The sequence below is a fragment of the Rhodococcus sp. 24CO genome (assembly GCF_050586165.1).
In the GTDB taxonomy this organism is placed as follows: domain Bacteria; phylum Actinomycetota; class Actinomycetes; order Mycobacteriales; family Mycobacteriaceae; genus Rhodococcus_F.
Genome location: NZ_JAZFNF010000005.1, coordinates 498798 through 518924, shown reverse-complemented (window position 1 = coordinate 518924; position 20127 = coordinate 498798). Strand labels below are relative to the sequence as shown.

At 62.3% G+C, this 20127-nt stretch carries 20 protein-coding genes; 15 read left to right on the top strand and 5 right to left on the bottom strand.

Going from position 1 to position 20127, the window contains the following annotated elements:
• Positions 1–100: 100 nt before the first annotated feature.
• On the bottom strand, positions 101–676 hold the full coding sequence (locus V2B23_RS15340) for a TerD family protein (RefSeq protein ID WP_033236300.1): 576 nt from the start codon (positions 674–676) through the stop codon (positions 101–103).
• A 243-nt stretch (positions 677–919) separates the two neighbouring features.
• On the opposite strand from V2B23_RS15340, the gene V2B23_RS15335 reads away from it, so the two are divergent.
• The 8 genes from V2B23_RS15335 (at position 920) to V2B23_RS15300 (ending at position 10517) form a co-directional block, all read left to right on the top strand.
• On the top strand, positions 920–2065 hold the full coding sequence (locus V2B23_RS15335) for a hypothetical protein (RefSeq protein WP_430951165.1): 1146 nt from the start codon (positions 920–922) through the stop codon (positions 2063–2065).
• Between the two features lie 110 nt (positions 2066–2175).
• Entirely contained in the window at positions 2176–3333 is a 1158-nt protein-coding gene (locus tag V2B23_RS15330; RefSeq protein ID WP_430951117.1) for an HpcH/HpaI aldolase/citrate lyase family protein, read from the top strand.
• Entirely contained in the window at positions 3330–4613 is a 1284-nt protein-coding gene (locus tag V2B23_RS15325) for a phosphoribosyltransferase family protein (RefSeq protein ID WP_430951116.1), read from the top strand. Before V2B23_RS15330 ends, V2B23_RS15325 begins: the two co-directional genes overlap by 4 nt.
• Entirely contained in the window at positions 4610–5719 is a 1110-nt protein-coding gene (locus V2B23_RS15320) for a cysteine protease StiP family protein (protein WP_430951115.1), read from the top strand. The genes V2B23_RS15325 and V2B23_RS15320 overlap by 4 nt, the downstream gene beginning before the upstream one ends.
• Positions 5716–6603, top strand: a complete 888-nt coding sequence (locus V2B23_RS15315) for an HAD family hydrolase (protein ID WP_430951114.1) — start codon at positions 5716–5718, stop codon at positions 6601–6603. The genes V2B23_RS15320 and V2B23_RS15315 overlap by 4 nt, the downstream gene beginning before the upstream one ends.
• Positions 6604–6631: 28 nt before the next feature.
• Complete coding sequence (locus V2B23_RS15310) at positions 6632–7981, top strand: TerD family protein (protein WP_430951113.1); 1350 nt, start codon at positions 6632–6634, stop codon at positions 7979–7981.
• A 43-nt stretch (positions 7982–8024) separates the two neighbouring features.
• A complete protein-coding gene (locus V2B23_RS15305; RefSeq protein ID WP_430951112.1) occupies positions 8025–8927 on the top strand; it encodes an SGNH/GDSL hydrolase family protein in 903 nt (300 codons plus the stop codon).
• 9 nt (positions 8928–8936) lie between these two features.
• Positions 8937–10517: a TerD family protein gene (locus tag V2B23_RS15300; protein ID WP_430951111.1), complete on the top strand. Its 1581-nt coding sequence runs from the start codon at positions 8937–8939 to the stop codon at positions 10515–10517.
• 5 nt (positions 10518–10522) lie between these two features.
• On the opposite strand, the gene V2B23_RS15295 is transcribed toward V2B23_RS15300, so the two are convergent.
• On the bottom strand, positions 10523–10786 hold the full coding sequence (locus V2B23_RS15295) for a helix-turn-helix transcriptional regulator (protein ID WP_430951110.1): 264 nt from the start codon (positions 10784–10786) through the stop codon (positions 10523–10525).
• A gap of 158 nt (positions 10787–10944) precedes the next feature.
• Here V2B23_RS15295 and V2B23_RS15290 point away from each other — a divergent pair, with 158 nt between their 5' ends.
• A complete protein-coding gene (locus V2B23_RS15290) occupies positions 10945–11400 on the top strand; it encodes a tellurite resistance TerB family protein (protein WP_033236309.1) in 456 nt (151 codons plus the stop codon).
• A gap of 87 nt (positions 11401–11487) precedes the next feature.
• On the opposite strand, the gene V2B23_RS15285 is transcribed toward V2B23_RS15290, so the two are convergent.
• Together V2B23_RS15285 and V2B23_RS15280 are read right to left on the bottom strand one after the other, a co-directional pair.
• Positions 11488–12009: a 2-oxo-4-hydroxy-4-carboxy-5-ureidoimidazoline decarboxylase gene (locus V2B23_RS15285; RefSeq protein ID WP_430951109.1), complete on the bottom strand. Its 522-nt coding sequence runs from the start codon at positions 12007–12009 to the stop codon at positions 11488–11490.
• A gap of 150 nt (positions 12010–12159) precedes the next feature.
• A complete protein-coding gene (locus V2B23_RS15280; RefSeq protein WP_430951108.1) occupies positions 12160–14115 on the bottom strand; it encodes an amino acid transporter in 1956 nt (651 codons plus the stop codon).
• A gap of 198 nt (positions 14116–14313) precedes the next feature.
• Here V2B23_RS15280 and V2B23_RS15275 point away from each other — a divergent pair, with 198 nt between their 5' ends.
• Together V2B23_RS15275 and V2B23_RS15270 are read left to right on the top strand one after the other, a co-directional pair.
• Positions 14314–14520 carry a hypothetical protein gene (locus V2B23_RS15275; RefSeq protein WP_430951107.1) on the top strand — a complete coding sequence of 69 codons (207 nt, stop codon included), beginning with the start codon at positions 14314–14316 and terminating at the stop codon, positions 14518–14520.
• Positions 14521–14546: 26 nt separating this feature from the next.
• Complete coding sequence (locus V2B23_RS15270) at positions 14547–15377, top strand: crotonase/enoyl-CoA hydratase family protein (protein ID WP_430951106.1); 831 nt, start codon at positions 14547–14549, stop codon at positions 15375–15377.
• Between the two features lie 58 nt (positions 15378–15435).
• On the opposite strand, the gene V2B23_RS15265 is transcribed toward V2B23_RS15270, so the two are convergent.
• The gene (locus V2B23_RS15265; RefSeq protein WP_033236312.1) at positions 15436–15927 is read right to left on the bottom strand and encodes an inorganic diphosphatase; all 492 of its coding nucleotides are present in this window, start codon (positions 15925–15927) and stop codon (positions 15436–15438) included.
• A gap of 104 nt (positions 15928–16031) precedes the next feature.
• On the opposite strand from V2B23_RS15265, the gene dacB reads away from it, so the two are divergent.
• The 4 genes from dacB to hpt are packed head-to-tail and all read left to right on the top strand — an operon-like array spanning position 16032 to position 20035.
• Positions 16032–17441 (top strand): D-alanyl-D-alanine carboxypeptidase/D-alanyl-D-alanine endopeptidase, encoded by a 1410-nt coding sequence (gene dacB / locus V2B23_RS15260; RefSeq protein WP_430951105.1) that lies wholly within the window; start codon positions 16032–16034, stop codon positions 17439–17441.
• A complete protein-coding gene (locus V2B23_RS15255) occupies positions 17432–18499 on the top strand; it encodes a zinc-dependent metalloprotease (protein ID WP_430951104.1) in 1068 nt (355 codons plus the stop codon). Before dacB ends, V2B23_RS15255 begins: the two co-directional genes overlap by 10 nt.
• Positions 18500–18502: 3 nt before the next feature.
• Complete coding sequence (tilS, locus tag V2B23_RS15250) at positions 18503–19477, top strand: tRNA lysidine(34) synthetase TilS (RefSeq protein WP_430951103.1); 975 nt, start codon at positions 18503–18505, stop codon at positions 19475–19477.
• Positions 19478–19480: 3 nt separating this feature from the next.
• Positions 19481–20035, top strand: a complete 555-nt coding sequence (gene hpt / locus V2B23_RS15245) for a hypoxanthine phosphoribosyltransferase (protein ID WP_430951102.1) — start codon at positions 19481–19483, stop codon at positions 20033–20035.
• The last annotated feature ends 92 nt before the right edge of the window (positions 20036–20127 follow it).

Sequence of the window (20127 nt, the reverse complement as noted above, 5' to 3'; positions counted from 1 at the left end):
ACTGCAGCGGTTATCTCACCGCAATCGAGACGAAGCAGGGGAGAGTTCCACAGCGTACTGCGGAACTCTCCCTTTGGTCAGCTCGACGGTAGGTCGACTATCAGACGTTGACGCCGTAGTCGCGTGCGATGCCCGCGAGGCCCGAGGCGTAGCCCTGGCCGATAGCGCGGAACTTCCACTCGGCGCCGTTGCGGTACAGCTCACCGAAGACCATTGCGGTCTCGGTGGAGGCGTCCTCGGACAGGTCGTAGCGGGCAAGCTCGTTGCCGTTGGACTTGTCGACGACGCGGATGTACGCGTTGCGGACCTGGCCGAACGACTGCGAGCGTGCTTCTGCGTCGTAGATCGAGACGGGGAAGACAACGCTCTCGATGTTGGCCGGAACAGCGGCGAGGTTCACGTCGATCTGCTCGTCGTCGCCTTCGCCTTCACCGTCGGTGTTGTCACCCTTGTGCTCGATCGAGCCGTCGGGCGAACGCAGGTTGTTGAAGAAGATGAAGTGCTGGTCGGAGACGACCTTCTTGTCTGCACCTGCGCCGATTGCGCTGGCGTCGAGGTCGAAGGCTGCACCGGTGGTGGAACGTGCGTCCCAGCCCAGGCCGACAACCACTGCGGTCAGGTTCGGGGCCTCCTTCGTGAGAGAGACATTGCCGCCTTTGGTCAAGCTGACGCCCATTCAGGGGTCCTTTCAAGAGAAGAGACATGGCCCGCGACGACGATTGGCCGTCTTGGGAATGTGTTTACCTCCTCCACCCTAACGGCACTTCGGGTGTGGCTGCGGTAACAGTGGAAATCGAAACGGAAGCGCAAGCAGTCGGCCCCGTAGGATTCAATCGTGGTAGGCAGATGGTCGGAGCGCTTCAATCGGGGGGTGAGCGTGGAGGAGTCGATCAGTCGTGCGCGGGAGGCGCAGACTGCGATGGTCTCGGCGTTTCTCGACATGGACAAGCGCCAGACGATTGCTTCTGCGGCCGTCAAAGCGTCGACCGAGCTCTTCCCCGAGCGTGGCCTTGGCGAGGCCTGGAAACCGGTGAGGGACAAGTGCTACGTGGCGGTGTCGAACTACCTGTCCACGAGCGAGCAGTACGGGAACGACCAGGCACTCCATCGTGATGCGCGTACTGCCACTGCGGCCTTCGAGAAGTCGGTGGCCGAACTGGTATCCGCAGCTCAAAGCATTGATGCGTTCTACAACGGCAACCGAAGCCACCTCGAGCAGGCCACGACGACGATGTCCACGATTCCGGTTCTCGGTCAGCAGGCGCGCACGGCTGCCGAGGCCGCTCGCCGCGCATTGAGTGATACCGATCGGCGCTATTGCGAGTACCCGTCGGTTGTTGCGTCGTCGGAGCATCTGGACGCGGCCGTTGCCGCGCTCGCCCGGGCGGAACACGGTGAGCGGGCAGACGAAATCCGGGTCGAAGCCGAGCGGGTCAACGCCGCGGCAGCAGCACTCACGGAAGCATTGGCACAGGCACCGTCCACGCAGCGACATGCGCAGACGACGGTGTCGGCCGTGTCGACGAGGCTGGCCGCGGTACGAACGCGGGTGGATCGCCTCGACCCTGCGTATTCGGCGTTGCTCCGGGAGTTCAATGCTGCGAGTTCAGCAGATCTGGTCAACAACAGCAGTCGGAGTCGTGAACATATCGATAACGCCGCTGCCGATTTGAACGAGGCAATGCAGGCTTTGGATGTGGGCAATCCGGAGCATGCGTTGGCGTTGATGGCAGATGCGCGTCTGCATCTTGCCGAGGCGGAGGCTTGCGTCGATGCTGTGACGGATCGTTTGACAACACTTCGGGCAGTTCGGGCAGATCCGACAGAAACAGAGCGTCAGGTCCGTTTTCGTTTGAAAGACGCGCAGATGTTTGCCGTCAATCACGGTCTGGTGGCGGAATGGGGGTCTGTGCTCGATGCGCAGTTGGCGCGGATCGAACGGGCGGCTGCGTCACTGACGGGAACTCATCCGGACTACTGGTCGTATGTCATGCAGTTGGATTCGGTTTCGGCGTTCATCACCGAAGTCGTCGAAAAGATGCGGATGCAAGCAGGAAGACGCTGACCGGAAACTGAATATGCAGGTCGGGACCGATCGGGGGATCGGGATGGACACCCGAAAAACAAGTGGGGGAATGAAACGTGGAATTGCCATCGGTCATAGAGAGAAGAGACATGCAGCACTTTCAACACCTCGAGGATGACGTGCGGGAGCAATTGTTCCTGCACGCTCCCCGGACCTTCAGCGATTCCGACGAGCGAGATCTGCTGGCGATCGCCTTGGGCGCGACTCTCTACGTTCCCGCGACGCGTGCAGGGCTGGCCGAGATCGTGGAGAAGCGCGCTGCCGAAGGTGTCAGTTCGATGGTTCTCGACCTCGAGGACGCCGTCGCGGACGACGAGGTGGAAACTGCACGGGCCAATGCCGTGGCCGCGCTCGACAAGATCGCGGCAACGGATGCGGTCGGCATGTTGCTCTTCGTCCGGGTCCGTGAAGTGTCCGACATCGCGGACATTGCCCGATCGCTGACGATTGGGCGCGATGCGCTGACCGGATTTGTGATCCCCAAATTCGGGAGTGAATCCGGCGAGTCATTCCTCGATGCCATCGCTGACGCGTCCGAGGCGCTCGGAAAGCACCTCTATGCCATGCCGGTGCTCGAATCGCCGGAACTGGTACACCGTGATACCCGCGATCATGAATTGCGCAGTGTCCAGGCGCTTCTGGCTCGTCATCGGGATCGCATTCTTGCGGTTCGCATCGGCGCCACCGATATGTGCAGCACGTTCGGCATCCGCCGTGACCGTGACTTGACGATCTACGACGTGCGTGTGGTTGTCGATGTCATCGCCGACATCGTCAATTATCTTGGCCGAGCCGATGGTTCGGGTTTTGTCATTACCGGGCCGGTGTGGGAGTACTTCGCCGACCACGAGCGTATGTTCCGTCCGATGCTGCGAGCGACGCCGTTCGAGGAGCACGACGCGGTACGGTTCCGCCAGCACTTGGTGAGCCGCGACCTGGACGGTCTGTTGCGGGAAATCGCGTTGGACCGGGCCAATGGCATTCAAGGTAAGACGGTTATCCACCCATCGCATGTTGCCGCGGTCAATGCGCTGTCCGCAGTCACGCATGAGGAGTACCACGACGCTCTCGACATTCTGGGCGTCGAGAGCGGTGGAGTTCAGGCATCCGGCTACCGGAACAAGATGAATGAGATGAAGCCGCACCGCAACTGGGCTAGGCAGACGGCCTTGCGCGCACGTGTTTTCGGCGTGACCAACAAGGGGATCACTTTTGTCGAACTGCTGACGGCGTTGGTTGATCGATGACCAGCAGTGTGGGGTCGGTTCCCTGGGCCACAGAAGAATTCGGATTGGATCTTGTACACGGCGACTCCGCTGTCGGACGGACGGTGCCGGAGCTGGTGATTCCCGGACTGCGTCGCAACCCGCGCCGGGCACACCTGTTGGTGTCGACGGTACTCGGCAAACACATCCCGACGCAGCCGTCGGTCGTCATCGGGGCCGCCGACGAACTGGGGGACCTGGTGCGCGAGCGCCTGGGCGTCGGTGTTGACGTTGTAGTGCTCGGATTTGCCGAAACTGCAACGGGTTTGGGTCATTGTGTTGCTGCCCGACTGCATGCCCACTGCTACCTGCATTCGACGCGCCGCGACGTACCCGGGGCGACCACCCTGGCCGGGTTCGAGGAGGGGCACTCGCATGCGACGAGTCACCTGATGCAGCCGACGTCGGCGGAACTGTTCGAGAACAATTTGCCCCTGGTGTTGGTAGACGATGAAATATCGACCGGTGCAACAGCTATCGATGCCATTCGCGCACTGTACGGCCAGTGCCCGCGCGAGCGGTACGTCGTGGCGTCGCTGGTGGACATGAGAACCGACGAGCACCGTGCGGCCAGTGATGCGGCCGCAGCGGAATTGGGAGTGGCTATCGACTACGTCAGTCTCGCATCGGGTTCCACCGTTCTGCCGTTCGGGCTGACGGAACGAGTCACGGCACTGGATGCTCCCACTCTCAATATTGCCGGTACCCGTCGCGGTGCGGTCACCAGAGTGGACCTACCGTGGCCTGCGGCAGTACCGGACGGAGGCCGGCACGGATTCCTCGACGCGGACTCGGCAGATTTCGACAGCGCGGTCGAAGCCGCTGTCAAGGTTCTGGATTCGACGGTGGAACCAGGCCGTGCACTGATTGTGGTCGGTCACGAAGAGTTGATGTATCTCCCTCTTCGCATCGCGAGCGGTCTCGAACTCGGTGGCCGCCAGGTGCGATACCAGACGACAACGCGATCTCCGGCGTACGTCATGGATCACGTCGGCTACCCGCTGCGTCGTGGATTCACCTTTGTTGCACCGGAATCCGGCGAGAACGATCCGCGTTTTCTGTACAACGCGCAGTGGCCGGACATGGCAGTCGACGCACTTGTCGTGCTGATCGTGGACGAGCCAGCCGACACCGATCGCCTGATGGCGTCCGGCGGTGTCGTGGAGGCACTGAGAAATGCCGGGACCGATGTTGTCGTGGCAACGGTGCGCGGCGCAAACCCGTCGACGTTGCGGGATTCGAGAGAAAGTGAGGGCAAATGACGACGCCTCTGGTCGGACCCGAGTTCGGTTCGTATGCCCCCGACGAAGTGACGTGGTTGCTCAAGGACCTGTCTCACGTCGACCTCGAAGCGGATGTTGCGCTGCGGGAGAAGCGTATTCAGTCGGGTGAAGCGCACTATGCCGAATCTCTTCCCATCGAGTACCAACCCGATGCGGCGTATCGCGAACTGTTCGAAACCGTGTTGTCGGAGAGCGCGCCCCGGTTGGCGCGTGCGGTCGGAACGGTCACAGACCTGGTGCTGGCCGAGCGCGGGTCCGACGTCGTATTGGTGTCGCTCGCCCGCGCGGGTACTCCGATCGGAATCTTGATGCGTCGGTGGGCGCAGCACGTCCACGGACTGACGTTGCCGCACTATGCCGTGTCGATCGTGCGGGGTAAGGGCATCGATTCCGTTGCACTCGATTATCTTGCGCGCCATCATGATGCGTCGAAGATCGTCTTTGTCGACGGCTGGACGGGCAAGGGTGCTATCGCCCGGGAACTCGAGGCCGCTCTCGCCGAATATCATGCTGCGGGTGGCGCCGAATTCAATCCGGACCTGGCTGTTCTTGCGGATCCCGGCTACTGCGTTCGGACCTATGGCACCCGAGACGACTTCCTGATCGCGTCGGCATGCCTGAATTCGACTGTGTCCGGACTGGTCTCGCGGACGGTTCTCAACGACACCCTCATCGGCCCCGGAGACTTTCACGGCGCGAAGTTCTACGCCGATCTTGCCGATGTCGATGTCTCCAACCGTCTACTCGACGTTGTTTCGGCAGAATTCGGCAATGTGCGAGGCGATGTCGCGGATTCACTTGCCGCTGTGCGTGATTCGGATCGAACACCGACGTGGGCCGGGTGGGACTCGGTGGAGAAGGTGCAGGCGGCGTACGGGATTTCGACCGTGAACTTCGTGAAACCGGGCGTCGGTGAGACCACCCGCGTGCTGCTTCGTCGACTGCCCTGGAAGGTGCTTGTTCGCGAGAGCGGAGCACCCGAACATGCGCACATCCGCCTGCTGGCCGAAGCTCGCGGCGTCCCGGTCGAGGAAGTGCCCGATCTTGCGTACTCCTGCGTCGGATTGATCAAGGACATCACATGAGTGCGTCGCCGGTACTGATTGCGACCGATCTGGATCGCACGATGATCTATTCGAAGAACGCGATCGGTGGGGATCCCAGCGGCACCGATCTGACCTCGGCACAGCAATACGTGTGCGTCGAGTACTACAACGGCGGTCCACTATCCCACATGAGCACCGAGACCATCGATCAGCTTCGGACGCTCAGCGCGGCAACACCGGTGATTCCCACGACCACCCGGACAATCGCGCAGTTCCAGCGCATCGACCTGCCGGGCGCTCCGTGGAAATACGCGATCACCAGCAACGGCGGCAACATCCTGGTGGACGGAAAGCCCGACCTCGGCTGGCGCAGTGAGATCGAGCGATCGACCCGCAGCGCCGGTGTGGAATTGGCGCACGTTCACAGCGAACTGGAAACCCGCATCGACGTCAGCTGGGTCAGTTCCATGCGGGTGGCAGACGAACTGTTCCCGTACTTGGTAGTGGACTTGTCGACCATCCCGGCCGAGTTCGAAGCGGACTGGAGTGCCTGGTGCACCTCACGCGGATGGAACGTTTCGCGCCAGGGCCGGAAGATCTACACGATGCCGGACGCGGTCTCGAAATCTCGAGCCCTCGCCGAGGTGCGAGCCCGACTCGTCGACGCGGGCGAGCTCACGCCGGACGGCACGGTCCTGGCGGCCGGAGACGGTGCGCTCGATGCCGACATGCTCGAATATGCGGACTTCGCGATCCGGCCCCGGCACGGTGAGCTGGAAGAACTCAACTGGCAACGGCGGACCGTTACTGTGACAGAAGGATCCGGTATCGCGGCGAGTGCGGAGATAGTGCGTTGGTTCTCCGCCCACGTTGGAGCGATGACGGTCGGAACACCGCAAGAGTCCGAGCAGCTCTCTAAGTAATGCACGCTCTGAAATGAAGGAGATGTAGTTGTCTGTATCGCTTGCCAAAGGTCAGAACGGTCCGTTGGATGTGCCGGAGGTGATTGTCTCGGTGCAGTTGGCCGCCGCCGCTGACCTCTCCGCACTGCTCGTGGCCGGCAACGGCAAAGTGCGCTCCGACGCGGACTTCGTCTTCTTCAACCAGCCCACCGGGCCAGGCGTGCAGTTGGTTCCCAACCCGGGTGGCATCGCGTCGCTGAAGGTCTCGTTGGCCGGTGTGCCTGCCGACATCGAGCAGGTTCGTGCCGTGATCACTCTCGACGACACCTCCTCGAATTTCGGACGCACCGCGGCGCCCACGGCTCGGGTATCGGATGCCGCCGGAAACGTGCTGTACGAGTACGTGATCGACGGGCTGTCCAGCGAGTCCATCGTCATCGCACTCGAGGTGTACCGCCGTCAGGGCGCGTGGAAGGTCCGCGCCGTCGGGCAGGGCTACGCCGGTGGATTTGCAGCACTGGTGACGGATCACGGTGTCTCCGTCGACGACGCACCAGCACCCGCGGCCCAGGCCGCACCCCCGCAGCCGGCGTACAACCAGCCGCCGCAGCAGCCGGCCTACAACCAGCCGCCGCAGCAGCCGGCCTACAACCAGCCTCCCCAACAGCAGCCGGCCTACAACCAGCCTCCCCAACAGCAGCCGGCCTACAACCAGCCTCCCCAACAGCAGCCGTCGTACAACGCTCCGCCGGTCCCGCCCGCTCCGCCGGTGTACAACCAGCCGCCCGCGCAGCCGGCTGAGGTGAGCCTCGTGAAGGGTCGCCCCGTCAGCCTCACCAAGGGACAGAAGGTCACGCTCCGCAAGGAGGGCGGCGTTGCGCTCACTCTGATCCAGATGGGGCTCGGCTGGGACCCGATCAAGAAGAGCGGCATGTTCGGCAGTCGTACGGCCAACGTCGACCTCGACGCGTCGGCACTCCTGTACGCCGACGGCAATCTGGTCGACGTCTGCTACTACGGACAGCTCACGTCGAAGGACGGCTCGGTGCGTCACATGGGTGACAACCTGACCGGCGACGGTGATGGTGACGACGAAGTGATGACGGTGGATCTCCAGCGCGTGCCGGCACACGTCAATGCGGTGATCTTCACCGTCACGTCCTACCGCGGACACACTTTCGAGCAGGTACAGAATGCGTTCTGCCGTTTGGTCGACAGCACCACCAACTCCGAACTGGCTCGGTACACGATGCAAGGCGGTATGCCCTTCACCGGAATGGTGATGGCGAAGGTGTACCGGCAGAACGGTGAATGGAAGCTGCAGGCGATCGGCGAGGGAATCCAGGCAAAGCACGCTGGTGAAGCCGCACCACAACTGGGCCGTTTCCTGATGGCGTAGTGAGTGAAATTCAGTTGGGGTGTGAAAGGGCTTGGCACGGTAGATGATTAATCGTGGGATGCGGTTCGGCTCGGTTGCGGCCACTGTTGTGGGACTGGTTCTGACGTTGGCGGGTGCCGGCGCCGCACACGCGTCGGTTCCGGTGGACGCCGGGGACAACGCAGGCATCAAGTACACCGCTCTCGGTGACTCCCGGGCGTCGGGACCGCGCTTGGAACCGATGTACCCCGACGGGTGCTCACGGTCCTACGAGAACTTCGCGGGCAAGATATCGCGCGAACTCGCAACCTCGGAGTTCGCGGATGTGTCATGCAGTGCTGCTCGTAGCGAGAACATCATCTCCACACCCCAACTGATTCCGACGCAGTGGCCGGTCCAACTGGATGCAGTACACCCGGACACGAATCTGATCACGCTCTCGGTCGGTGGAAACGACTCGAACACCCTGATCGTGGGGGCGCTGTGCGCTGCTCCCGCACCGGGCGTCGATCGCGGATGCCGCAACGATCCGCTCACCGAGTCCCTCGCGCAGTCCGGCATCGATCAGGCTGCCGATTCGCTCGACAAGACTCTGGCTGCGCTGACGGAACGGGCCCCGCAGGCCCGGATCTACATGGTCGGAGCAGGCGGGATGATCGGTGCCAGGGCGTGCTGGCCCAACGTTCCGTTCTCGGACGGTGACGCGGCGTGGTTCATGAACTACTACGCGCGTTTCAACACACAATTTGCCGCGATCGCCGGCCGGTACGGTGTTCACGTCATCGACATCGCCACGGACGCCGTCGCGGGTGGACACGATGCCTGCGCTGCGCCGGAGCAGCGGTGGTTCGAGGGCATGTTCTCGGAGTCGACAGCGCAGCGACTGCACTTCACCGCCGGCGGAATGACCGAAGTTGCAAACCGAATAGTGGCAGATCTGCGAGCGAACCCCGTCGGCGTGGCATAGTTCTCGGCTGTGACTGTGGAGTTCGTTCCTGGACAGAATGCGCCGCTGCAAACATCCGTCGTGACGTTTCGTGCGTCCAGCCAGACACCGTTCGACGTGTCTGCGATGGTGACGGATACGCGCCTGCAAGCCCTTTCGTCCGATGCTTTTGTCTTCTACAACCAGCCGTCGACGGCAGGCGTGCAGCTGACGGGCGACGTCGTCCGGGTCGATCTCGATCGTCTTCACCCCGATGCGGCGGCAGTGCTGTGCATCGTGAGTGTCGATCCGAGTGCCGCCGCAGCCGGGGCCTTTCGGGTTGCCGGGTTGTCTGCGCGGCTGAGCGATGAATCCGGTTCGGTACTCGGCGAATTCGACATTCCCACCGCAGGTTCGGAGACCGCAGTCATCTGCTGGGAGCTGTACCGGCGAAACGGCGCGTGGAAGGTTCGAGCAGTCGGACAAGGCTATGCGGGTGGTCTGGCCGAACTCATCGGTGTTCACGGAGTCGAGGTCGACGATGCACCGGCAAAACAAGGAAGCCCGACTGCGCCCAAGGACGAAGATCACGTCGTGGAGCCCGTCGAAGAGGGCCGCGCACTCGAACGTATGTGGATGATCTTCGAAGACGCATCGAGGTCGGCGGCGTCGCTGATATCGAGTAGCGAATACGCGATGACGAGGTTGGACGAGGAACTGTCCGTAGCGGTAGCTGACGCGAGCACCCGCAACTCGCCGGCCGGTATTGCCGCCCGCGAAGCTGCGCAGAAGCGTCACGACGAACTGGTGGCGACAGCCCGCGAGAGCCATGCGCGAGATTCCGCGCAATTGGCCCATGAGCTGACCGTCGTGGATTCGGTGATACCGCGGGCGATGGCGTCCTGGGAATCACCGGTATGGGCGGCGGGTTCGGCCACGGAATCTCTGACAGCGAGTGATGGTGTGCGACTTGGCATGTTGTCCGCACCTGACCGAAGTTCGCTGAGCGTGCCCTACTGCATGCCCCTCCCGCTGCCACGGCCGATCTGGGTGGACAGCACATCCGGGGCAGCTGCGGTCGCTGTGGTCAGTGCGTTGACGCTCCGAATCATGGCTGCCGGACCCATGCCGTTGCTTGACGTCGTAGATCTGACCGGGTCGTACACGTTGCTGACGGACCGTTTGTCGGCGCAGTTGGCCGGCCCGGTGATTCGCACGCATCAGGAGATTTCAGCGCGGTTGACCGAATTGGCTCAGGCCGTGGATTTGGCGGGGCTGGCAAGAAACAGTGGCCAGGAATTCGCGATGTCTCACGACGCCGGTCCGAGCACTCCACGACTATTGATACTCGGCGACTTCCCGCACGGGTATTCGGCGCAGGACGCCGAGGCGATCATGTTTCTCGCCGAGCACGGACCGATGATCGGATTGTCGATTCTGCTTGTCGGAGATGACGAGTCGAGTTCGACCGAGGAGAGCATCGTGGCCTTGGCACACGGGTGCCGCCACGTTCCGGCGGCCGGTGAGATCGACGTGCACGATCCGTGGACGGGCTCGCATTGGGTCTTGGTTCCGGACACTCTCAACCCGGCCACGCAACCGCAACTCTTTGCCGCGTTCGACAAACACTGACTCGATCAGAGTTCGTCGAGCGTAATAATCCCGTCCTGCAATGCACGTGCCAGCAGGCTCATCTTGGTGGGGGCTCGCCGACCGACGGCCGCGTATTTCCCTCGAATTCGCATCAGATGTGTGTTGATTGTGCCGATCGAGATGAGCAGCTGCGTGGACACGACGGTTTTACTGTCGGATTTGAGCCAGTGCCGGAGCACTTCGATTTCGCGGCTGGAAAGACCGGGATCGCGTGGCGGCGCAGCGGGTTGTTCGGGCGACCCGGTCACGGATGTGCTCCTCGATCTTGACTACATGCAGGTCCGCAAGCATATAAGAACCTACCGGCAGGTTTTAATCGAGGGGTGGATGGCAAAATTCTGGGCTCCCAGGCAAAGTGGTTGGTACGACTACGCGCGGTGCGTGGCGGCTCTACCCGAGGAGACTCATGGCATTCTGGGATCAGCTGAAGGCTAAGGCTCAGGAAATGAACAGCCAGCTCAAGACCAAGACGAGCCAGTTCCAGAACAAGGAGTTCAAGAACGCAAGTATGGCGATGTGCGCGTTGATCGCGGCCGCAGACGGCTCGATCGACCCGGCGGAGCGTCAGAAGACGTCGGCATTGATCATGAGCAACGAGTCGCTGGCGGTCTTCCCGCCTGCCGAGTTGAGTCAGCAGTTCGATTGGTACTGCAGCAAGCTGACGTCGGACTTCGAGTTCGGAAAGCTCGAGGCAACCGCGGCGATTTCCAAGCTCAAGTCCAAGCAGGATCAGGCTCGCGCGGTCATTCAGATCGGCATCATCATCGGCGGCGCCGACGGCAACTTCGATCAGCATGAGCGCGCAGTAGTGCGGGACATGTGTTTTGCGGTGGGAATCGCTCCCTCGGAATTCGACCTCTGAGTATTTGATCGCCGAAGTTCTTTCGCAGAAAAGCGGGTGCGGTGCCAGTGGCACCGCACCCGCTTTTGTCTTTGTCGGAACTCCCGGTTAGAACTCCGGGTAACCGTCCTCGGGGCCGAGCATGCGCTCGATCCGGGTACATGTGATTTTTGCCAACTCGTCGACGCAGATCTTGCGTTCCACGGATGCCGGATTGGTCAGACGGACACGGATGTTCTCGAGGAGATCCTGGGCATCGTGCCCGTGCGAGCACCAGATGTAACGGAACCCGAAGGTCAACTCGTATTCCTCACCGGCTCGGCGAACGGTTGCCATCAGTGACTCGTCGGAATCCCAGATCGCGCATTGTTCGAGGTGGGACGGCACACTTTGAGCGCGGACGCCGACGGGCAGATGGCAGTGCAGGGCGTTTTCGACATCTGCGTCGGACAAGTTGAGCAGTGCTTCCTCTGCTCGCGCCAGGATCTCCGCGTAGCCGGCATACGGGCGGCCGTCGCTGACCCATCCCGCCCACGTCATCGAGCAACAGCATTCGTACAGCGCATGGATTGCCTTCGGGCGGGGCAGTTCGTTGAAGCGTTCCAACCCGATCGACTGATGTAGCAGCATGTGCCCTCCCGGTCGGTTCCTGAGGCAGTGTTGGGCGTCCTGCCACGGGTTAACTAGATGTGCTATCACCATCGATGATCCGACGTTTACCTGCGAATGGGAAGGTTTGCCAGCTCGAATTTTCAGGTTCTTAACACGTGGGAAATCCGTTCAACCGACGTGAACACGAGGCCGGCGGGAGCGTCGAGGTTCGGCGCGGCGCAGCACCTCGCGGGTCACCTGAGCGGTTTCGCCTTCGCCGATGAACAGGAACCGAAGCAGGTTGGTCAGCGGACTTCCCTCGGACCATTCGAAGTAGACATCGGGAATGACGCCCGTGAGATCGCGAGCCTTCAGGAGAACGGCTGCGATGGTGTTGGGCACGGCGGCACTGTCCACCCGCAGGACGCGGTGTCTGCCGCGACGTCGACCGTGGACAACAAGATCCGTGCTGAAATCGGAGGAATCGGTGACGCTGACTTCCATGAAGATGATCGATTCACCTCGGGGGATGTTGCTGTGCACCCGTTGCTGGAGTTCCTTGACCCGGTACTCCTTTTCGCTGAGGTGGGCGGCGTCGTGCGCGACAATTGCGAGGTAACCCCGGTGCGTGGCCTCGGTGATGAATTGCATAGCGGTGTCGTCGAATTCGACGGATGTGGCGCGCAGTTCGAACGCGCGCGAGACCCTCGACAGGAGGGATACGACCAAGATCGCAGCGATGAAGAACGATGCAACTTTCACCCCGTCCGGGCGTTCGACGATGTTCGCGATTGTCGTGTAGACAAAGAGCGCTGCAACAAAACTGAAGCCTACGAACAGTTTTCGAATTCCACGCCTACGGGCGGACAGGGCCACTGCCACCGCCGCGGAGGAGATGAGAACCAGCACGCCGGTTGCGTACGCGGAACTCTGGGCGTCGACGCTTGCATCGAAGTAGAACGTCACGGTGATCGCGATTACACCGAACACGAGCACGAGTGGGCGGACCGCGCGAGCCCACGACGGGGCCATTCCGTACCGGGGGAGGTAGCGGGGAACAAGATTGAGGAGGCCGGCCATCGCGGATGCACCGGCAAACCACAGGATGAGGATCGTGCTGAGGTCGTAGGCGGTGCCGAATATCTGTCCGAGATAGTCGTGAGCAAGGAACGCCAAGGCGCGCCCATTCGCAGCGCCACCCGGCTGAAACTCGTTCTCCGGGATGAGGATTGTCGTCACCAGGCTCGACGTCAGCAAGAACCCGCTCATGATCAAGGCCGCTGCGGTGAGTAGACGTTTGGTGCCGCGGATACGGCCCTCCGGCTGCGCTTCGGTGTCGCGGCGCCCGCCCTCGATCTGCGGCATCACCGCAACGCCGGTCTCGAAACCCGAAAGGCCCAGAGCAAGTTTCGGGAACACGATCAAAGCGATCAGGATCATCATCGCGGGATTGCCGTGTTCCGTCGACATGGCTCGGGTCCAATCGGTGACCACTGCGGGCGCGGTCACGATGTGGCACAAACTCACGCCGATCACCACGAGATTCAGCGTCAGGTAAACCGCGACGAGTCCTACCGCGATGCCGATGGCCTCGGTGAAACCGCGAAGGAACACCGCTGACAGCAGTGCCAGAAGGATCAGTGTGACGGCGATGCTCTGTCCGGAGAGAAATGCTGGTGCAAAAGGGTTTTCGACGAGATGAGCGGTTGCGTCCGCAGCCGAGAGCGTCATCGTGATCAGGAAGTCCGTTGCGGCAAATCCCAGTAACACCAAGACGAATATCTTGCCGCGCCACTTCGGAAGCAATCGTTCGAGCATGGCAATCGAACCTTCGCCGTGCGGACTCTCCCGTGCCACGCGTCGGTAGACGGGTAGCGCACCGAACAGGGTGAGGAGGATGAGCACAACCGTTGCCAGCGGGGCCAAGGTGCCGGCTGCGAGGGCGGCGATCCCGGGTTGGTACCCGAGCGTCGAGAAGTAATCGACCCCGGTCAGACACATGACTTTCCACCACGGGTGGCGATGTTCTTGCTTTGACGTGATGCGATGTGGGCCCTGGTGTCCGCCGGGTTCTTCGGTGATGTCCGCGAGCAGCCACGACCTCAGCCGTCGTTCAGGAGTGTTCGGTTCGGCGGTCGTCGCCATAGTGATCGCTCCTCGTGCGCAGGCCCGATCAACCGGGTACCCGTTTTCCGGTTCTCAGCGTTTTCGGTTCTCAGAGGATTCGAAGGAATCTCGAGCTGAATTCTTCGGGAAGCGGGTCTACATTGAAGTTGTCGAACTTCGCCGCAGGCTTGAGTTTTGGAACCTGCGACGACAATGCGGAGTCGAGAGGATCGTGTAATGGCTACCACTGTGGAGACCAGGCATCCGAGAAGTTCGAGCGTGCGGACCGTCCCGCTGGCTCAGTACATCGAAGAGCACCCGACGGTGCGGGTTTTTCCTCCGACCAGCGAGCGCGCCGCGCGGATCGCGATGCAGACGATGTGGGCGCTGATTGCGGTGTCGCTTGTGATCTTGGTGCTGGATGAGGCCGGGCTCTTCGGCTGATCGCAACTCGAGGTTACTCTTGAGTAATGAGCGAACAGAAGAGCTGGAATGCGTTCACCGTCGAGCGCGAAGATCACATTGCCCAGGTCACGTTGATCGGCCCGGGCAAGGGCAACGCGATGGGCCCGGATTTCTGGAGTGAACTTCCCGAGATCTTCGCGGACCTCGACGCCGATCCCGATGTGCGTGCCGTCGTCATCGCCGGTTCGGGCAATCACTTCTCGTTCGGTCTTGACCTGCCGGCGATGAGCGGCGAATTCGGCGCCGTGCTCGCAGACAAGGCTCAGGCCGGTCCGCGAACCAAGTTCCACGACATGATCAAGCGCATGCAGTCCGGCATCAACGCTGTCGCAGATTGCCGCAAGCCGGTGATTGCCGCAGTTCAGGGTTGGTGCATCGGCGGCGGCGTCGACCTCATCACGGCAGCAGACATTCGCTACGCAAGTGCCGACGCCAAGTTCAGCATCCGCGAGGTCAAGGTCGCCATCGTTGCGGACATGGGCAGCCTCGCCCGTCTGCCTGCGATCATCGGCGACGGACACCTGCGCGAACTCGCGTTGACCGGTAAGGACATCGACGCTGCGCGCGCCGAGAAGATCGGCCTCGTCAACGACGTGTTCGACGACGCGGACGCCGTGCTTGCCGCAGCCCGCGCAACTGCTCAGGAAATTGCGCTCAATCCGCCGCTCGTCGTCCATGGCATCAAGGACGTGCTCGATCATTCGCGCAGCGCGAGCGTCGACGACAGCCTGCGGTACGTCGCAGCCTGGAACGCGGCGTTCCTGCCGTCGCAGGATCTGACGGAAGCCATCACCTCGGTCTTCCAGAAGCGCCCGCCGGTCTTCACCGGGGAGTAGACAAACAAAAATCCCCGCGCACCGGAAGGTGAGCGGGGATTTTTTGTGCGCAGATCTTTCAGTGACCGCCGTTGGCAGCGAGACGCTTGATCGAAGCCTCGACCTCGGCCTCTGCCTCGGCGCGGCCGACCCAGTTTGCAGCCTCGACGTGCTTGTTCGGCTCCAAGTCCTTGTAGTGGACGAAGAAGTGCTTGATCGCGTCAAGCTCGAACTGCGAAATGTCGCTGAGGTCCTGGATGTGATCCCAACGCGGATCACCTGCAGGAACGCACAGAACCTTGTCGTCTCCGCCGGCTTCGTCGACCATTTTGAACATGGCAACGGGACGAGCCTCGACGATTACACCGGGGTACACCGACTCGGGCAGCAGAACCATGGCGTCCAGAGGATCGCCGTCCTCGCCGAGGGTGTTCTCGATGTATCCGTAGTCAGCCGGGTAGCCGAAGGCGGTGTAGAGGTAACGGTCCAGCTTGACGCGGCCGGTCACGTGGTCGACCTCGTACTTGTTGCGCTGACCCTTGGGGATCTCGATGGTGACGTCGAACTCCACGCCGATTCCTCGCTGTCGTGTCGGTAATGATTCGTCCGGAAGGATATCGGGTCAAGGATAAGGTTGGCTGACCACCCAGCAGGGCGAGCACAGACGGAGGGGCGTTGGCGGGCCAGGGAAAGAAAAAGATCGGCTCGTTGGAAGAGCGCAAACGACGCACAGTGCGCATTCTGCTGGCGGTGTGTGTGGTCGCGGTAGTCGCGATCGCGGCAGTGCTGGTTGTCGCACTGGGAACTTCCGAAGAACCCACGCAGAACGCGATTGTCACGACATCACCACAACCGAGCCCGGTGACGCCGTCGCCGCAGGTAGTTCCGGTTCCGGCAGACGCGCCGATACCGTCGGAGGCTGGAATTGCCGCGGCTATCGGGCCGGCTGTTGCCAACCCCGATCTGGGGAAGTTCACCGGCGTCGTCGCTGATGCGCTCACCGGACAGGTTCTGTGGAGCGCCGACCCGTCGACGCCCATGACGCCGGCATCCACCACCAAAGTGCTGACCGCAGCTGCTGCGCTGCTGGCATTGCCGCTCGATCATCGACTGTCGACGACAGTGGTCCAGGGTTCAGCGCCAGGGCAGTTGGTGCTGGTCGGTGGCGGTGACCCGACATTGACCGCAACGCCGAAGGGCCAGAGCGGGTACTACGCAAACGCTGCGCATATTGCCGATCTCGTCGATCAGATCAAAGCTTCGGGAACGCCGGTGGACAGCATCGTCGTCGACGGCGGTCTGTTCAAAGGCGACACCATGGCGCAGGGATGGTTCCCGGCCGATATCGCTGCGGGATACATCACACCTATCGAATCGGTGATGATCGAGGGCGGTCGATTCGACGGCTCCATGGACGAATCACCCCGTTCGGCAACGCCCGCATTGGACGCGGGCAAGGTTCTGGCTCAGGCACTGGGCGTCGACGCGGCCAAGGTCTCGGCAGGAACCGCGCCCGCCGGTGCCAAGCCGATCGCGAGCGTGCAGTCTGCACCGCTCAGTGACCGTCTGATCCAGATGATGGAACATTCCGACAACGTGCTTGCCGAGACCATCGGTCGTGAGGTGGCGATTGCGTCAGGCACCGAAGCGTCGTTCACCGGGGCAGTGGAGGGAACCGGGAAGACTCTGCGCGCTGCCGGCTTCGACTACACCGGTGTGACGCTGTTCGACTCCAGTGGACTCTCCGTCGACGATCTCATCCCCGCGGAGGTTCTCGATCGAGTGATGACCGCCGCAGCAGGAGACGGCGACCCGAAGCTGCGGCCGCTGCTCGACTACCTGCCCGTTGCCGGAGGAACCGGCAGCTTGTCCGACCGATATGCGTCGGGCAACCGAACCGGCGCAGGCTGGGTGCGTGCCAAGACGGGAACTCTGTCGACGGCTAGTGCGTTGTCAGGTTTTGTGGTGGATCAAAACGGACGAGTGCTCACCTTTGCGCTCATGTCGAACGATCGGCCACCGGAAGTCAGTCGTCCGGCTCTGGACGCCATCGCCGGAGCATTGAGGAATTGCGGGTGCCAATAGTGGCAGCAGAGAACGAATCGACAACTCTGGGTGGAGCGGTCGACTGGAGTCTCGCGACCAAGGCCGGCATCAAGTTAGCTCGCGGTGGTCCGGCCATGTCGCGCTACACCGCCGAAACCGCCACCGCAGAGCTGGCTGACGCGTCGAAGCGCGCCGAATTGCCGGTGCGCGATGTCACCGGTCTGGCCGACGGCCTGCCTGTCCCGGCAGCGGACGTTCTCGACCGCGCCGGCTGGATCACTGCGGCGTCGCGGTCGATGGCCCATCTCACCGGCGCCGATCCGGACGGCAACGGAAATCTGCTGGTCGGCAAACCCGCGGGTTTGCAGGCTGGGGCGATGCTCGCCTACCTGTCGTCGGCAATTCTCGGGCAGTACGACCCCTTTACCGGCGAAAACGGCACACTGCTTCTGGTCACGCCCAACATCGTGTCCGTCGAGCGTTCGCTTCGACTCAACCCGAGTGATTTCCGGCTCTGGGTCTGCCTGCACGAGGTGACGCATCGCGTGCAGTTCTCGTCGTCACCGTGGCTGGCGGATTACATGAAGGAATCCGTCGAAACGTTGAGCGCGAGCGTCGACGAGTCGATGACAGATGTGGTCGGGCGTCTCACTGCCGAACTGCGGTCCAGGAAAGACCCTGCAGCAGACGGTGACGCCACCCCCGGCGGAATCATCGGGCTGCTGCGTGCGTCGCAGGCGGAACCGCAACGCGACGCACTTGATCGCATGCTGGTTCTCGGCACTCTGCTCGAAGGTCACGCCGATCATGTGATGGACGCAGTCGGGCCCGCTGTGGTGCCGTCCGTCGCCACGATTCGCGCCGCCTTCGACAAGCGTCGGCAACGCAAGTCCAATCCGGTCCAGCGCATCATCAAGATGCTGCTCGGGATGGACGCCAAGATGGCGCAGTACGTCCGCGGCAAAGCGTTTGTCGACGCTGTGGTTCTCAAAGTCGGGATGGAGCAGTTCAACACCATCTGGACCGGCCCGGAAACATTGCCGTTGCTCGACGAGATCGACCATCCCGACGCGTGGGTGACACGCGTGCTCGGTTAGACGGTGCTGCCTGAAACTGCGTCACTGCTGGAATTGCGGTTGGCGTTGCGGGGGTGGCTGCGTCGCTACCACTCGCACGGCCGGGTGTGTGTGGCGCTGTCCGGTGGTGCTGATTCCTTGGCGCTCACTGCCGCTGCAGTGGCCGAAGCGGAGTCGGTGGATGCGCTGATCGTCGACCATCGTCTGCAGGATGGCTCGGACGTCGTCGCGCGCGCCGCCGCTGATCAGGCACTGGCTCTGGGAGTTCGATCGGCGCGGGTACTCACTGTCGACGTCCACGGCAACGGCAGCCTGGAGGCCGCTGCCCGCGATGCGCGCTACGAGGCACTGGACGGCAGCCGGGGAAATGCACCGGTTCTACTCGGACACACCCTCGACGACCAGGCCGAAACGGTGCTTCTCGGACTGGCCCGCGGATCCGGTGGTCGATCCATTCAAGGAATGCAGGCCTTCGACGATCCATGGGGCCGGCCGCTGCTCGGCGTGCGACGCGGCGTGACCCGAGCCGCGTGCGAGGACCTGTCGATCGCGCCGTGGGAGGACCCACACAACACTAACAACGAGTTCACGAGGGTTCGATTGCGGCACGAGGCCTTGCCGCTACTCGAAGAGATTCTCGGCGGCGGAGTTGCCGAGGCACTGGCCCGCACCGCCACACAATTGCGTGAGGACGGGCAGGTCCTCGACGCGCTTGCAGGTGCCGTACTGCTTCGCGCTGTGGTCGACGGAGAAGTGGAAGTGGACACACTTGCCGAATCGGCCGGCGCGATCCGACGACGCGTTCTCCGGACCTGGCTTCTCGGTACTGGTGCAAAAGCATTGACGGACAAGCAATTACGAGCCGTCGACGCATTGATTGCGGATTGGCGGGGGCAAGGTGGTGTCGCGATCGGTGGTGGAACCCCGGAGTCGAGGTTGGTGGTGGTTCGTCGACGTGGCAGGCTGATCCTCGGATTCGAAGACCGACGAAGGGTTTGAAGCGTGTACGAGGGTGACATCGCATCGGTATTGATCTCCGAGGAACAGATCCGAGCGCGAACGGCGGAACTGGCTGAGGAAATCGCCAAGCGTTACCCGGTGGGCGCCCCCGAAGGGGACCTTCTGCTGATCGGCGTCCTCAAGGGAGCGGTCTTCTTCATGACCGACTTCGCCCGCGCCCTGCCGATCCCGTCCCAGATGGAGTTCATGGCCGTCAGCTCCTACGGATCCTCGACCTCGTCTTCGGGCGTCGTCCGCATTCTCAAGGACCTCGACAAGGACATCGCCGGCCGCCACGTGCTGATCGTCGAGGACATCATCGACTCCGGTCTCACGCTTTCCTGGCTGATGCGCAACCTCAAGACCCGGAATCCCGCGTCGCTCGAGGTCGTCACGCTGCTCCGCAAGCCCGACGCAGTGAAGATCGACGTCGACGTTCGTGACGTGGGCTTCGACATTCCCAACGAATTTGTCGTCGGTTACGGACTCGACTACGCCGAGCGTTACCGCGATCTCCCATACATCGGCACCTTGGACCCTGAGGTCTACGGCGGCTGAGCCTGCTCGCTTGCGAAAGCGCCTTTGCATATCTCGATCGACAGGCTTTCGGCTAGCACAACGAGTACTGGTGATTTTCACCCTGATTGTGT